This window comes from Micromonospora sp. C28ISP2-4 (genome assembly GCF_030519385.1).
Lineage (GTDB): Bacteria > Actinomycetota > Actinomycetes > Mycobacteriales > Micromonosporaceae > Micromonospora > Micromonospora tulbaghiae.
In genome coordinates this window covers 1,503,584-1,516,941 of sequence record NZ_JAUMKG010000001.1, presented here as the reverse complement: position 1 = coordinate 1,516,941, position 13,358 = coordinate 1,503,584, and the positions used below count along the sequence as shown (strand labels likewise).

Genomic DNA, 13,358 nt, shown 5'->3' with positions numbered 1-13,358 from the left:
TGTAGCCCGGCGAAAGGCTATGTGGCCAGGGGCGGGGTCGAACCGCCGACCTTCCGATTTTCAGTCGGACGCTCGTACCAACTGAGCTACCTGGCCGTGGTGCTCGGCACATGCTACCGCACGGGCCGATACGCAGAACGCCGCGCATCGAGCTGCGCGGCGTCAGCGCTTGCGGTCCTGACGGGACTTGAACCCGCGACCTCCGCCTTGACAGGGCGGCGAGCACTCCAACTGCTCCACAGGACCTGGCTGGTGTTGCATCCGGCGCGAGCCGGACCGTGCCCCCAACGGGATTCGAACCCGTGCTACCGCCTTGAAAGGGCGGCGTCCTGGGCCGCTAGACGATGAGGGCGGCCCCGCCATCATTGCACACTCGCAACTTCAAGCGGACTTGCTCCCATCCGGCCCCGCCGGAGGCAGGAGAAGCATATGCCATGCCCGCGCGGACGACCAAACCGGTATGGGCATGACCGTGGGGCCGGGCAAAACCGCAGGTCAGCGCGGTAGAGCGATGCCGAACCTCCGCTTCAGGTCCGGAATCAGGTGCCGGCAGGCAGCCGTCGTCTGGGCCCGGTCCCCGCCCGCGTCGTGCATCAGCACGACCGAGCCGTGCCGGGTGGCGCCCTTCACCCGCTTGATGATCGTCTTCGCCGGTGGGTGGTCCCAGTCCTGCGGGTCCACGCTCCAGTGCAGCGGGCGCAGGCCCATTTGCTTGGCGATCGCGACCTCCTCGGCCGTCCAGCGGCCGCCGGGCTGGCGGAACCAGGTGATCGGCGCCTTGGGCGCGGCAGCGTGGATGGCCTCGTTCGTCCGTTCCAGGTCGGATCGGATGTCGGCGGCGGAGCGCCGGCCCAGGTTCACGTCGTGGTGCCAGCTGTGATTGCAGAGCTGGTGCCCCTCGCGGACGATCCGGGCCACCAGCTCCGGATAGCGCTTGGCCTGCTTGCCGACGACGCAGAAGGTCGCCTTCACGCGCGCCGCCCGGAGCTGGGCCAGGATCTGCGGGGTGTAACGGGGATCCGGTCCGTCGTCGAAGGTGAGCGCCACCCCGTCGCTCCCGCTGGCCCGGTGCAGGCCCGCCGGCAGCTTCTTCGGCAGCGGCCGCAGCTTCGGCTTCGCGGGAGTGGTGTGGGTCGGTGAGGGCTTCGTCACAGGCGTCGGTGACGGCGACGCCGAGCCCGACGGCGGTGCGGCGGCCTTTTCCGGTGACTTGCCGGCTTCGCCGCAGCCGGTGACGAGGAGCACCAGGCCCAGGGCGAGCGCCGACAGGGCGCGTGGACGCATTCGTCGCTCCCGGAGGGGTCGGGGTCAGACGGACTTTCCGACCGTAGTGGACGCCGACCCGGAACGGGAGAGGGGCTCAGCTCGTCGTCGACTGGTCCAGCGAGTCCCGTACCGCCACGGCCAGCGACAACGCCTCGGCCAGGTCCACCGGCCGGACCACCCCGGCCGGCAGCGAGTCGGCCCGCCAGCCGGGCCCGGCGGCGAGCACCAGCAGCGGCCGGCGCGGCACCGCCAGCAGTGCGGTGAGCTGGCACGGGTCGGCGGTCGCGCGGGTGTGCGACCAGAGCACCACGGCGGCCGGACCGGTCCGGTTGACGGCCTCCACCAGGGCGGGCACGGGCACCCGGGCACCGAGCATCCGGCAACTCACCCCGGCCTCGGCCAGCGCGGCGGCGAGCGCCTCCAGCGGCAGCGAGTGCTGCTCCTCGTCGGCGCAGGAGAGCAGGATCCGGGGTGGCCCGGTGGTCGGGTGCGCCCGTGCCACGGTGGCGAACGCCACCGAGACGCACCGGGACATGAGGTGTTCCACCTCGATCAGCGCGGACGTCGCGGCGTGCCGTTCCCCGATGCCGGCGAGCACCGGCCGCAGCAGTCCCTCCCAGGTCGCCACCACCCCGTCGGCGGCCAGCGCGTCGGCGATGGTCCGGCCGATGGTCACCGAGTCCAGTCGCATGGCGGCACGGGCCAGCCCGCGCGCCGCAGGACCGGCCCGGCCGACCGGGATGGTGGTACCGCCGCCGTCGCGTACCGTCGAGGCCCTCGCCTTGAGGCCGAGCCGCTCCGGGGGCGGCACGGCCGGCGCCTGCTGGGCCCAGCGGGCGGCCTCGGCGGGCGCTACCCCCTCGGCGGTCAGCCGGCGCATGATCTCCAAGCGGGCGAGGTCGGCCGGCGTGTAGCGCCGGTGGTGTCCCGGTACGTGTTCGCTGGGGCCGAGACCGTAGCGCTGATGCCAGGTACGCAGCGTGGTGACCGCGACGCCCAGTCGGCGTGCGACGGCCCCCGCGCTCAGCGCCTCATCGGCCACCCGACCGCTCCGGTGCCTCGGTGGCCGGTACGGGCCGGGACGCGTCGGTCGGGTGCAGCAGCCGGTTGACCACGCCGCCCAGCCACGGGGCGTAGTCGCGGGGGTGGGCGTCAAGGTCGGCCACCACTGCGCCGGGGTCGACCCAGCGCAGGTCGGCCACCTCGTCCGGGTCCGGCCGCGTGACCAGGTCGGCGGGTACGTCGGCGCGCAGCACGTGGTCGTACTCGAACTCGACGCGTCCGGTCGCCGGGTCCTCGGCGTAGTAGAGGTAGACGCCGACCTCGGTGAGATCGACCGGGTCGACGCCGAGTTCCTCGGCGAGCCGCCGGTTGGCGGCCTCGGCCGGCGACTGGCCGGGCAGCGGGTGGCCGCAGCAGGAGTTCGCCCAGCGCAGCGGGAACCGCGTCTTGACCGCGGCCCGCTGCTGCAGCAGCACCCGCCCGTCGGGATCGACGAGGAGCACCGAGAAGGCGCGGTGCAGCCGCCCGGGTGGCTGGTGGGCGGCCGCCACGGTGGTCTCGCCGAGCACCCGGCCGTCGTCGCCGACCAGCTCGACCAGATGGGTCTCCCGCTCGCTCACGACATCGCCCCGGTGATCCGGGCGGCGGCGAGCTTGCCGCTGATCAGCACCATCGGCACGCCGACGCCCGGCTGGGTGCCGGAGCCGACGAAGACCACGTTGTCCAGGGTCCGGTGCAGGTTGGAGGGGCGGAACGGGCCGGTCTGGAAGAGGCTGTGCGCGGCGGCGAACGGGGTGCCGGCGGCCATGCCCTGCGCGGCCCAGTCGGCCGGGGTGACTGCCTCCATCACCTCGATGCCGTCGCCGAAGCCGACGTAGCCGCGCTCCTCGAGCGTGGTGACGAGCTGCTCGGCGTACCGCTGGGTGAGGTCGCCCGTCCAGTCGAACGGCGCGCGTTCGAGGTTCGGCACCGGTGCGAGCACGTAGTAGGTGTGCTTCCCGGCCGGCGCCACCGACGGGTCGGTGCGGCTCGGGTTCGTCACCAGCAGCGACGGGTCGGTCATCAGCTCGCCTCGGCGGATCACCTCGTCGAACGTCCCCTTCCAGGAGCGCCCGAAGTGGATGTTGTGGTGGGCGATCTTGCCATAGCCCTGCGTCGAACCGATGTGCAGCACCACGCAGGACGGCGAGTAGGTGAGCTTGCGTTGCCGGCTGGGCGGCAGCAGGTCCTGGTAGGCGACCGGCAGGTCGGGGTTGAGCACCACCGTGTCGGCGGGGACGAAGTCGCCGTCCGCGGTGACGACGCCGGTGGCGCGGCCGTTTGCGGTCTCCACCCGGGTCACGGTGGTGCCGTACCGGATCTGCACGCCGTGCTTCTCCGCCGCGCCGGCCATGCCGCGCGAGACCGCGTGGATGCCGCCGCGCGGGAAGCACACCCCGGCCACCGAGTCGAGGTACGCGATGACCGTGTAGATCGCCAGCGCGTCGTGCGGCGACAGGCCCGCGTACATGGCCTGGAAGGAGAAGATCCGCTGGGTACGCGGGTCGCGGAAGAACTGGTTGATCTTCGTCTGGAGCCGCCGGAAGGCGCCGTTGGCGAACAGCTTCAGCAGGTTGCCGGTGAGCAGGTCGGTCGGCGCATCGAGGTTGCGCTCGATGAAGTCGGCCCGTTCCCACTGCCAGAGGTTGCGGGCGTAGTCGACGAAACGCAGGTAGCCGTCCGCCTCGCGAGGACCGCAGACACGGGCGATCTCGGCGGCCATCCGGGTGGTGTCGGTGATGACGTCGAGCGTCGACCCGTCCGGGTAGTAGGCGCGGTACGCCGGGTCGAGCGGGCTCAGGTCGAGCCAGTCGGTCAGCTCCTCGCCCACCGCGCCGAGCGCCTCGGCGATCAGGTCCGGCATGGTGAGGACCGTCGGGCCGGTGTCGAACTCGTACCCGTCGACGCTCAGGCGCCCGGCGCGCCCGCCGGGGACCGGCTCGCGTTCCAGCACTGTCACCTGCCGGCCGGCGCCGGCCAGGTGCAGCGCGCAGGCCAGCCCACCCAGCCCGGCGCCGACCACGACCACCCGGTCGGTCCGTCCCTTGACGGTACGCATTCCGGCCCCCTTGCTCACGAAGTTGCTCATCATGCCCGCCGCGCCGTGGCGGCGGAGGCGAGACCCGTCAGCGCCGTGCGCGCGGTCTCGTCGATCGGTGCGGTGCCGAGCGCGGCGAGCGCCTCGGTCACCCGGTCGGAGATCATCCGCTCGACCCGGGCGGTGGCTCCGGTGTCCCGGACCACGTCGGCCAGCCGGTCCACCTCGCGTGCCGCGGTGACCGAGCCGGCCCGCTCCAGGGCCCGGCGCTGCGCCGGGTCGGCGAGCTGCCGGGCCAGCATCAGCAGCGCGGTCGGCTTGCCGGTGCGCAGGTCGTCGCCGGCCGGCTTGCCGGTGGTCTCCGGATCGCCGTAGACGCCCAGCAGGTCGTCGCGGAGCTGGAACGCCTCGCCGACGGCCAGCCCGTACCGGGTGTACGCGGCGATGAGCGGGTCGTCCGCGTCGGCGCCGGCCAGGCAGGCGCCGAACAGCAGCGGTCGCTGGACGGTGTAGCTGGCGGTCTTGTACCGGGCCACCCGCAGCGCCCGGTCGACTGTCCAGTTCGCCGAGTCGTTCTCGCCGAGCACGTCCAGGAACTGCCCGGCGACGGTCTCCACCCGCATCTGGTCGTAGCAGCGGCGCACGTCGAGCAGTCGCTCCGCCGGGACCGCCGCGTGTGTCATGAGCCGGTCGGCCCAGACCATGCAGAGATCACCGATGAGGACGGCCACGGCTTCGCCGTACCGGTCGGGGTCGCCGGTGTGTCCGGCGGCGCGGTGCCGGGCGGCGGCGGCCCGGTGCGCGGTGGGCAGCCCTCGCCGGGTGTCGGATGCGTCCATCACGTCGTCGTGCACCAGCGCGAACGTGTGCAGCAGTTCGAGCGCGGACAGGGCCGGGAGCACCGAACACAGCGGTTCCTCCCCGCCGACCACACCCCGCCATCCCCAGTACGCGAACGTGGGGCGGACCCGCTTGCCACCGGCCAGCACGCAGTCGCGTGCCGTCGCGGCGAAACCACCCATCGCTGCGTCGATCTCGGTGAGCGATTCGACTTCCGCGGCCAGGAACGCCGCCAGCGTCTCATCGACTCCTTTGATCAGGTCTTTCGTGAACGCGGCCAGTACGCCGCGGACCGGATCGTCCGTCGCCCCGGGCTGAGCCGGCGCGACGCGGAGCGCATTACCCGCAACTGCGTCGTTGGCCATGTGGGCGAGCGTACCCTAGGGTTACGAGTTGCGTCGATTGCTGCGTCGAAAATGAGGAGGGCCGATGGACACGGATCTGACCGCTGCCTATGACCGTTGCCGCGAGCTGCACCGCCGTCACGGCCGTACCTACTATCTCGCCACCCGGCTGCTCCCCGCCTGGAAACGGCGACATGTGCACGCCTTGTACGGCTTCACCCGGTACGCGGACGAGATCGTCGACCGCACCGAGGACCTGCCGCCGGCCGAGCGCGCCGCCCGGCTGCGCGAGTGGTCGGATCGATTCGTCGCCGGGCTGCACGGTGCGTCGGTCGACGACCCGCTGCTGCCCGCGGTGCTGCACACCATCGCCGTGTTCGACCTGGACCGCGACGACTTCGCGTCGTTCCTGCGCAGCATGGCGATGGACCTGACGGTCATGTCGTACCCGACCTACGACGACCTGCTCGACTACATGGAAGGCTCGGCGGCGGTCATCGGCACCATGATGCTGCCGATCCTCGGCAGCTCCGACCCGGCCGCCGCCCGCGAACCCGCCCGTCAGCTCGGCTTCGCGTTCCAGCTCACCAACTTCATCCGGGACGTCGCCGAGGACCTCGACCGGGGCCGGACCTACCTGCCCGACGAGGACCTGGCCAAGTTCGACCTCATCCGCGACGACCTGCTCGCCGCCAAGGCCGCCGGCCGTACCACGCCGGGCATCCGCGAGCTGATCGAGTACGAGGTGACCCGCGCGCAGGCCCACTACGTGGCCGCCGCGCCCGGCATCCCGCTGCTCGACCCCGCCTCGCAGGCGTGCATGCGCACCGCGTACGCGCTCTACGGCGGCATCCTCGACGAGGTGGCGGCGCAGGACTACGACGTCTTCGTCCGCCGTGCGCTGGTGCCGCAGCGGCGCCGGATGGCGGTGGCCGCGCGGGCGCTGCTCACCCCGTCGGGCACGCCGGTGCGGGTGCCCGGCCCGGCACTGGAACCGGCCCTTGCCGGATGACCGGCCGCACGGCGGTCGTGCTGTTCACCCGCGACCTGCGGGTGCACGACCACCCGGCGCTCGCCGCCGCCTGCTCCGCGTTCGACCGGGTGGTGCCGCTCTACGTGCTAGACCCGGCGCTGCAGGAGCTCTCGGCGAACCGCACCCGGTTCCTGCACCAGAGCCTGGCCGACCTGCGCGAGGCGCTGCGCGAGCGCGGCGGCGACCTGGTGGTCAGGCGCGGCGACCCGGCGGCCGAGACAATGAAGCTGGCCCGGAAGGTGGGCGCCCGCGAGGACTGGCGCGACCACGCGCACGCGCTCGACGCCTGGACCGAGGGGCGTACCGGCATGCCGATCGTGGACGCCGGCTCGCGCGAACGCGCGGGCGGAAGCGCCGATGCGTCGTCCGCACACGATCACGAACGCCGCCGGCGCGGACCCTACAGCGCGTCACAGGCCCGGCTCGTCGGTAATTGTCGGTGATCGTGCGCCCGCCGGCACCTTCCACTTCTGGTCCCCTTTGCTCTGCAGCCATATCCGCATCAGATGCGGAGCGTGACCACCCGAGCCTTGCGCGGTTTTTGGACCTTCGACGAAACCCCTGTTCAACGCGGTGATGCGCCGATGGCTGCAGAGCAAAGGCGGAAAAGGGAAGACAGCGCCACCCGGCCGGCCGAATGCGCTGCGTGACGATGGCCCGGAATCACCGAGGGTGACCAACTGTCAGAGGCAGGAGTGCAGCGCCTCGACCAGGTCCTCCACCCGATCGTGGTCGGCCAGCCGGGCGGTCGCGTACGCGAAGGTGTAGCCGCGCTCCGGGTCGGCCCAGGCGCTGCTGCCACCGATCCCGCCCATGCCCCAACTGCCGTCCGGCTCCCACTGCATGCCGAGCGTCCAGTCCACCGGCCGGTCCAGCAGCAGGTCCGGGCCGGAATACTGCATCCGCGTCGCCTCGGCGACCAGCTCCGGGCTGAACAGCCGTACCCCGTCCAGGGTGCCGCCGGCGAGCAGGCCCGCGTACAGGCGGGCCAGCGCGGCGGCGGTGGCGTGCAGGTTCACCGCGGGGATCTCGGCGGCGCGCCACAGGTCGCTGTTCACCATCGCGACGTCCCGCCCGCCCGGCGGGTTGTCCAGCGCCCGCGCCCGCAACGAGCCCGGCTCGCCGCGCATCGCATCCGGCCAGGCCGGATCGCCGTACGACAGGTCGGCGCACCGCCGCCGGTCCGCCTCGCCCAGCCCGAAGGCCAGGTCCAGGCGCCACGGACCGGCGATCTCCTCGGCCAGGAACCGGCCCACCGGTCGCCCGTCCACCCGGCGGACCAGTTCGCCCACCAGGTGCCCGTACGTCCAGGCGTGCTCGCCCGCGACGGCGCCCGGCGTCCACTCGGGGTCGGCGGCGGCCAGGTCGGCGCAGAGCAGGTCCCAGTCGGCGACGGCGGCGGCGGGCCGGGGCACCGGGAAGGCGGGCAACCCGGCGGTGTGGGCGAGCACCTGCCGCACTGTGGCCGGGGCGCGGAACCCCGGCCAGTACGCCGAGACCGGCGCGTCCAGGTCGACCCGGCCCCGGTCGACGAGCAGAAGCAGGCAGAGCGCCACCACCGGCTTTCCGACCGAGTAGACGTCGACGAGCGTGTCCGGCCGCCACGGCTGGTCCGCCCCGGCGGCCGGTACGACGGCGCCGGGCGGCACCGCGGCGGTGGTGCCGCCCACCAGTTCGATCACCGGTACGCCGTCGTGCCACACCGAAAGCGACGCGCCGGTCTCCCGGCCGGTCGAGAACAGGTCGTGGAAGCAGTCCCGGACCGGGGCGAAGCGCGCGTGCATGCGGCCACGGTAGGCGGTCGCGTTCGTTACCGGCGCGGGAATTCCGGCCCGGTGCGGTGGCCGGTGCCCCACCAGTGCGGAATGCTTGCGGAATGGCGGAGCCGGAACTGGTGGACGTAGTGGTGGTCGGGCTCGGCGTCGGCGGCGAGGAGGTGGCCGGGCGACTCGCCGAGGCCGGCCTCACAGTGGTCGGCATCGAACGGGACCTGGTCGGCGGCGAGTGCCCCTACTGGGGGTGCGTGCCGAGCAAGATGATGATCCGGGCGGCGAACGCGCTGGCCGAGGCGCACCGGGTCAACGAACTGGCCGGGTCCGCCCAGGTGCAGCCCGACTGGGCGCCGGTGGCGAAGCGGATCCGGGCCGAGGCCACCGACACCTGGGACGACAAGGTGGCGGTGGACCGGTTCACCGGCAAGGGCGGCCGGTTCGTCAGGGGCAGCGGGCGGCTCGACGGCCCGAACCGGGTACGCGTCGGCGACCAGGTGTTCCAGGCGCGCTACGGCGTGGTCCTCGGCACCGGCACCCGGCCCTCGGTCCCGCCGATCGACGGGCTGGCCGACACGCCGTACTGGACGAACCACCAGGCCATCGAGGTGGAGGAACTGCCCGGGTCGCTGCTGGTGCTCGGCGGCGGCGCGATCGGGCTGGAACTCGCCCAGGTCTTCGCCCGGTTCGGCGTCCGGGTGACGGTGATCGAGGCGGCCGACCGGGTGCTCGCCGTCGAGGAGCCGGAGGCGTCAGCGCTCGCCGCCGACGCGCTGCGCGCCGACGGGGTGGAGATCCACACCGGGGTCAAGGCCGCCCGGGTCGGCCACGACGGCGACGCGTTCACGGTGTACGCCGACGGCACCGAGTTCACCGGCGAGAAGCTGCTCGTGGTGACCGGCCGCAAGGCGCACCTGGAGGAACTGGGCCTGGACACCGTCGGGGTGGACGCCGGGCAGCGCTACCTGCCGGTGAACGACCGGATGCACGTCACCGACGGGATCTGGGCGGTCGGCGACCTCACCGGCGAGGGCGCGTTCACCCACATCGCCATGTACCAGGCCGGCATCGTGGTGGCGGACGTGCTCGACCACATGCGGCGTACCAAGGGAGGCCCGGACGCCAGCGGCACCGCGAGTGTGGTCGGCGGCGCGGCCGGGGTGGTCAGCGCTGTCGGCGGCGCGATGAGCGCGGGCGGGTCGACTGCCGCGCCCGGCAGCGTCCCCGTCGCCGACTACCGGGCGCTGCCCCGGGTCACGTTCACCGACCCCGAGGTCGGCGCGGTCGGCCTGACCGAGCAGCAGGCCCGTGAGCGCGGCGTCAACGTCCAGGTCGGGTACGCCGACCTCACCTCGTCGGCCCGGGGCTGGATCCACAAGACCGGCAACGCCGGGTTCATCAAGCTGATCGCCGACGCCGACCAGGGCGTCCTCGTCGGCGCCACCTCGGCCGGACCGGCCGGCGGCGAGGTGCTCTCCGCGCTCGTCGTGGCGGTGCACGCGGCGGTGCCGATCAGCCAGCTCCGGCACATGATCTACGCGTACCCGACGTTCCACAGGGCCATCGAGGACGCGTTGCGCGCACTGAAGTGACGCCTCAGCCGGCCGGCGCTCCGTGCCGGCCGGCGCCGTCGGCGAAGCGGCCGGCGCCGTGCAGCCCGTCCACCGCGAGCGACTCCAGGCCGTAGGCCAGCTCGGCCGCCATCGCCTCCGGCTCGGGCAGCCCCGCCCCGGCCAGCACCGCCGCCCGGTCGTTGCGCAGGCACGTCTGCGGGGACCGGGCGATCCCGGCCGCCAGCTCCTCAACCGCCGCGCGGGCCTCACCCGGCGCGACCAGCCGGTTGACCAGACCCATCGCGTACGCCTCGTCGGCGTCCACCGGGCGGCCGGTGAGGATCAGGTCCATCGCGCGGCTCTCGCCGATCAGCCGGGGCAGCCGGACCGTCCCGCCGTCGATCAGCGGTACGCCCCAGCGCCGGCAGAACACGCCGAGCGTCGCGTCCGACTCGGCGACCCGCAGATCGCACCAGAGCGCCAGCTCCAGCCCGCCCGCCACCGCGTACCCGGAGATCGCGGCGATCACCGGCTTGGACAGGCGCATCCGGGTCGGGCCCATCGGTCCGTCCCCGTCGGGCTCGACCCGGTTGCCGCGGGGCGTGCCGACGGCCTTGAGGTCGGCGCCGGAGCAGAACGTGCCGCCCGCGCCCCAGAGCACGGCGACCGCCGCGTCCGGGTCGGCGTCGAACGCGCGGAACGCGTCGGTCAGGGCTCGTGCGGTCGGCCCGTCCACGACGTTACGTGCCTCGGGCCGGTCCAGGATCACAGTGGTCACGGCACCGGCGTGCTCGACGCGTACCCCCATGGGCTCAGCATGCCCGCGACGGCGCCGTCGTGACTACGGCCTATTTGATCGTGCCGGGCCGGGTCAGCCAGCGCATCGGCTGCCCGGTGACGGCGCCGACCTGGTCGAAGTCCCGGTCGTAGTGCAGCAGCGAGAGCCCGTGGTATTCGGCGGTGGCGGCGATGAGCAGGTCGACGGCGCCCGCCGAGCGGTGCGTGCCCCGCGCGGTCAGCTCGCCCTGGATCTCGGCGGCGCGCTCGTAGATCCGGTCCGGCATCACCACCCAGCCGAAGGCGGCCGGGAGCTGCTCCGCCAGGCGCGTCCGGTCGGCGACGGACCGGGCGGTGTAGAGGAATTCCAGCTCGACCAGCGGGCACACGGCGAGCAGGCCCGCTGTCACCTGCTGGTCCCAGCGCGCCAGCACGTCGGGATCACGCAGGAGCCGGACGAGGGCGCTGGTGTCGATCAGGTAGTCGGCCAGCTTCACGAGCGGTAGGCGCCCTTGTCGAGCAGTTCGTCGAAGTCACCGGCCTGCCCGCGCCCGGCCAGATCAGCCAGCGCGCGGGCGCGGCGCAGTCTCGCCGCGCCCTCGCGCAGCGCGACGTTCACCGTGTCCTTCTTGGTCTTCGTGCCGAACGCCTCGGCGGCATCCGCCAGCGCCTCGTCGTCGACGTCCACCAGGATCTTGGTCATCGCGGCTCCCTATATACGGTCGTCCGCCCGAGTATATCCAGCGGGGGTTCCGTGCGAGGGAATTACGGGGCGTCCGGTTTGGGGGCTCTCCTGCCGGGAAGTCGGAACGGGTGCGCGAACTACTGACGAAGATCGAACAGGCCAGCGGTCTCGACCGGGTGGGTGACCGGTTGCAGCGCGCCGTGCAGGGCACGCTGCGCTCGCAACGGGTGCGCGACGCGCTGCACGGCGTGTGGCTCGGCCATCCGCTGCACCCAGCGATGGTGCAGGTGCCGGTCGGCGCCTGGATCTCCGCCGCCGTGGTGGACCTGCTGCCCGGCCAGCGCCGGGCCGCCACCACGCTGGTCGGCCTCGGCACGGTCAGCGCGCTGCCCGCGGCCGTCGCCGGGCTCAACGACTGGGCCACGCTCTCCCGCGACCAGCGCCGCATCGGGCTGGTGCACGCCGCCGCCAACACCGTCGGCCTGGCGCTGTACGCCGGCTCGCTGGCGGCCCGGCTCAACGGGCGGCACGGACTCGGCCGGGCACTGTCCTATCTGGGACTGTCCGCCGCGGGCGGTGGGGCGTACCTGGGTGGGCACCTCGCGTACAAGCAGGGCGCCCAGGCCAGCCAGAGCGTCTCCGAGATGCACCTGATCAGCGACGGCTGGCACCGGGTCGGCGACCTGAGCAGCCTGCCCCGGCACGAGCTGGTCACCAGGAAGATCGACGACGTCTCGGTGATCCTCTACCGGGACGGCGACGACGTCAGCGTGATGCTGGAGCGCTGCCCCCACCAGAGCGGCCCGCTCGGCGAGGGCACCGTGGAGCAGATCGACGGCCACGCCTGCGTGGTCTGCCCCTGGCACGGCAGCGCGTTCCGGCTCGACGGCGGCGAGGTGGTGCACGGCCCGGCCGCCAACGACCAGATCGTGCTGCCCAGCCGCGTGGTGTCCGGCCAGGTCGAGGCCCGGCTGCCCTGAGTCAGTCCCGCCGGTGCCGTCCGCTGGACAGCGCACGCGCGGGCACCGGCCGCTTGCGCAATCCGAGCAGCGCGCCGATCTGCGCACCCACGATGCTCGCCACGGCCAGCACCGCCGAGATGGCGAGCGGACGGTTGATGCCCTCCTCGGCGGTGGGCCGGGACGCGCCCGCCGACATGGCCGGCGGCTGCGCGACAGGGGCCTCCACAGTGGGCGTCGCGTCGCGCGGTGTGGGCTTCGGCTTCGCCTTCGGGGTGGTCGAGGAGGCGCCGCCGCCACCGGGCTTGACCGGTGCCGCCTCAGCCGGCTTGGTCACCACGATCCGTCCGGTGGCGTGCCGCCGGGCACCCGAATCCGTCGCGCCGTCCGGCAGCGTGATGAGCTGACCCGGGCGGATCCGGTCGGGGTCGGCGAGCCGGTTCAACCGGGCCAGCTCCTTGTACCTGTCGAAGTCGTCCAGGTAGCGGTCGGCCACCTCACCGAGGTAGTCGCCCTTCGCCACCCGGTACACGGCCGGGTCGCCCGCCTTCGACGCGAGCGGATCCGGGGATGCCACCTGGCTCGCGGCCACGGCCGGTGAGGTGACCGCGACGACCGCCGGTTGCGGGGTGGTCAGCGCGGCGGCGCTCGCCGCGGCCGGGCTCGCGACCAGGATCAGCGCGACCGAACCGACGAGCGCGGCTGCCGCCTTCTGCTGGCGGTGCATGCCGGGCAGCTTCGGCGCCGGCCTGCGTACCGCCGCGGCGAGCAGTTCCACCACGACGGAGAAGGCGAACGTGGCCCAGCCGAACCAGCCCACCACCGCCAACGCCCGCAGGAACAGCTGACCGTCGTCGCGGCTGGTCAACGCCGTACCGACCTCGGCCAGCGTGGGCAGGTGATCCGGCAGCGGGTTGCCGGCGAACGCCAGCAACGCGACCGGTCCGCCGGCCAGCACCCCGACGAGCACGACGAGGGCGCCGAGCCCGGTGAGGACCTGGCCGGCGCGGCGGACGGGGGAGCGTCGGGGTGCACCCATGGCGGCCTTCCTTC

The 13,358-nt window shown here is 73.3% G+C and carries 13 protein-coding genes, 3 tRNA genes and 1 pseudogene; 4 read left to right on the top strand and 13 right to left on the bottom strand.

Annotated features, from left to right (window positions below):
* Window positions 1-22: 22 nt before the first annotated feature.
* The 8 genes from Q3W68_RS07325 to Q3W68_RS07290 form a co-directional block, all read right to left on the bottom strand.
* A tRNA-Phe gene (locus Q3W68_RS07325) sits at window positions 23-96 on the bottom strand.
* Between the two features lie 76 nt (window positions 97-172).
* A tRNA-Asp gene (locus Q3W68_RS07320) sits at window positions 173-246 on the bottom strand.
* A gap of 33 nt (window positions 247-279) precedes the next feature.
* Window positions 280-352: transfer RNA gene (locus Q3W68_RS07315), tRNA-Glu, on the bottom strand.
* A 143-nt stretch (window positions 353-495) separates the two neighbouring features.
* Window positions 496-1,284 carry a polysaccharide deacetylase family protein gene (locus Q3W68_RS07310; protein ID WP_302904696.1) on the bottom strand — a complete coding sequence of 263 codons (789 nt, stop codon included), beginning with the start codon at window positions 1,282-1,284 and terminating at the stop codon, window positions 496-498.
* 76 nt (window positions 1,285-1,360) lie between these two features.
* Complete coding sequence (locus Q3W68_RS07305) at window positions 1,361-2,308, bottom strand: MerR family transcriptional regulator (protein ID WP_302904695.1); 948 nt, start codon at window positions 2,306-2,308, stop codon at window positions 1,361-1,363.
* Window positions 2,298-2,888 carry an isopentenyl-diphosphate Delta-isomerase gene (idi, locus tag Q3W68_RS07300; RefSeq protein WP_302904694.1) on the bottom strand — a complete coding sequence of 197 codons (591 nt, stop codon included), beginning with the start codon at window positions 2,886-2,888 and terminating at the stop codon, window positions 2,298-2,300. The genes Q3W68_RS07305 and idi overlap by 11 nt, the downstream gene beginning before the upstream one ends.
* Window positions 2,885-4,366 (bottom strand): phytoene desaturase family protein, encoded by a 1,482-nt coding sequence (crtI, locus tag Q3W68_RS07295; RefSeq protein WP_302904978.1) that lies wholly within the window; start codon window positions 4,364-4,366, stop codon window positions 2,885-2,887. Before crtI ends, idi begins: the two co-directional genes overlap by 4 nt.
* A gap of 29 nt (window positions 4,367-4,395) precedes the next feature.
* Window positions 4,396-5,550 (bottom strand): polyprenyl synthetase family protein, encoded by a 1,155-nt coding sequence (locus Q3W68_RS07290; protein WP_302904693.1) that lies wholly within the window; start codon window positions 5,548-5,550, stop codon window positions 4,396-4,398.
* A 64-nt stretch (window positions 5,551-5,614) separates the two neighbouring features.
* On the opposite strand from Q3W68_RS07290, the gene Q3W68_RS07285 reads away from it, so the two are divergent.
* Both Q3W68_RS07285 and Q3W68_RS07280 read left to right on the top strand, forming a co-directional pair.
* The gene (locus Q3W68_RS07285; RefSeq protein ID WP_302904692.1) at window positions 5,615-6,541 is read left to right on the top strand and encodes a phytoene/squalene synthase family protein; all 927 of its coding nucleotides are present in this window, start codon (window positions 5,615-5,617) and stop codon (window positions 6,539-6,541) included.
* Window positions 6,538-6,957: pseudogene (locus Q3W68_RS07280) on the top strand (deoxyribodipyrimidine photo-lyase); the annotation flags it as partial. The gene Q3W68_RS07285 and the pseudogene Q3W68_RS07280, both read left to right, overlap by 4 nt.
* Window positions 6,958-7,245: 288 nt before the next feature.
* Here the strand turns inward: Q3W68_RS07280 and Q3W68_RS07275 are convergent.
* Window positions 7,246-8,346: a serine hydrolase gene (locus Q3W68_RS07275; RefSeq protein WP_302904691.1), complete on the bottom strand. Its 1,101-nt coding sequence runs from the start codon at window positions 8,344-8,346 to the stop codon at window positions 7,246-7,248.
* A 92-nt stretch (window positions 8,347-8,438) separates the two neighbouring features.
* On the opposite strand from Q3W68_RS07275, the gene Q3W68_RS07270 reads away from it, so the two are divergent.
* Entirely contained in the window at window positions 8,439-9,923 is a 1,485-nt protein-coding gene (locus Q3W68_RS07270) for an NAD(P)/FAD-dependent oxidoreductase (RefSeq protein ID WP_302904690.1), read from the top strand.
* Between the two features lie 4 nt (window positions 9,924-9,927).
* Here the strand turns inward: Q3W68_RS07270 and Q3W68_RS07265 are convergent, their stop codons facing one another.
* Genes Q3W68_RS07265 through Q3W68_RS07255 form a run of 3 tightly spaced genes read right to left on the bottom strand, consistent with a single transcriptional unit; the run spans window position 9,928 to window position 11,364 of the window.
* Complete coding sequence (locus tag Q3W68_RS07265) at window positions 9,928-10,692, bottom strand: crotonase/enoyl-CoA hydratase family protein (RefSeq protein ID WP_302904689.1); 765 nt, start codon at window positions 10,690-10,692, stop codon at window positions 9,928-9,930.
* Window positions 10,693-10,732: 40 nt separating this feature from the next.
* Window positions 10,733-11,158, bottom strand: coding sequence for a PIN domain nuclease (locus tag Q3W68_RS07260; protein ID WP_302904687.1), 426 nt, complete (start codon window positions 11,156-11,158; stop codon window positions 10,733-10,735).
* On the bottom strand, window positions 11,155-11,364 hold the full coding sequence (locus Q3W68_RS07255) for a type II toxin-antitoxin system VapB family antitoxin (protein ID WP_302904685.1): 210 nt from the start codon (window positions 11,362-11,364) through the stop codon (window positions 11,155-11,157). Before Q3W68_RS07255 ends, Q3W68_RS07260 begins: the two co-directional genes overlap by 4 nt.
* 110 nt (window positions 11,365-11,474) lie before the next feature.
* Between Q3W68_RS07255 and Q3W68_RS07250 the strand changes: the two genes are divergently transcribed.
* On the top strand, window positions 11,475-12,326 hold the full coding sequence (locus Q3W68_RS07250) for a Rieske (2Fe-2S) protein (protein ID WP_302904684.1): 852 nt from the start codon (window positions 11,475-11,477) through the stop codon (window positions 12,324-12,326).
* Window position 12,327: 1 nt separating this feature from the next.
* On the opposite strand, the gene Q3W68_RS07245 is transcribed toward Q3W68_RS07250, so the two are convergent.
* A complete protein-coding gene (locus tag Q3W68_RS07245) occupies window positions 12,328-13,344 on the bottom strand; it encodes a LysM peptidoglycan-binding domain-containing protein (protein WP_302904683.1) in 1,017 nt (338 codons plus the stop codon).
* Between the last annotated feature and the right edge of the window lie 14 nt (window positions 13,345-13,358).

Excerpts from the sequence above, each read along its gene's own strand:
- Q3W68_RS07310 (WP_302904696.1), bottom strand. The coding sequence starts at position 1,284 with ATGCGTCCACGCGCCCTGTCGGCGCTCGCCCTGGGCCTGGTGCTCCTC.
- crtI (WP_302904978.1), bottom strand. The coding sequence starts at position 4,366 with ATGCGTACCGTCAAGGGACGGACCGACCGGGTGGTCGTGGTCGGCGCC.
- Q3W68_RS07290 (WP_302904693.1), bottom strand. The coding sequence starts at position 5,550 with ATGGCCAACGACGCAGTTGCGGGTAATGCGCTCCGCGTCGCGCCGGCT.
- Q3W68_RS07285 (WP_302904692.1), top strand. The coding sequence starts at position 5,615 with ATGGACACGGATCTGACCGCTGCCTATGACCGTTGCCGCGAGCTGCAC.
- Q3W68_RS07275 (WP_302904691.1), bottom strand. The coding sequence starts at position 8,346 with ATGCACGCGCGCTTCGCCCCGGTCCGGGACTGCTTCCACGACCTGTTC.
- Q3W68_RS07270 (WP_302904690.1), top strand. The coding sequence starts at position 8,439 with ATGGCGGAGCCGGAACTGGTGGACGTAGTGGTGGTCGGGCTCGGCGTC.
- Q3W68_RS07265 (WP_302904689.1), bottom strand. The coding sequence starts at position 10,692 with ATGGGGGTACGCGTCGAGCACGCCGGTGCCGTGACCACTGTGATCCTG.
- Q3W68_RS07255 (WP_302904685.1), bottom strand. The coding sequence starts at position 11,364 with ATGACCAAGATCCTGGTGGACGTCGACGACGAGGCGCTGGCGGATGCC.
- Q3W68_RS07245 (WP_302904683.1), bottom strand. The coding sequence starts at position 13,344 with ATGGGTGCACCCCGACGCTCCCCCGTCCGCCGCGCCGGCCAGGTCCTC.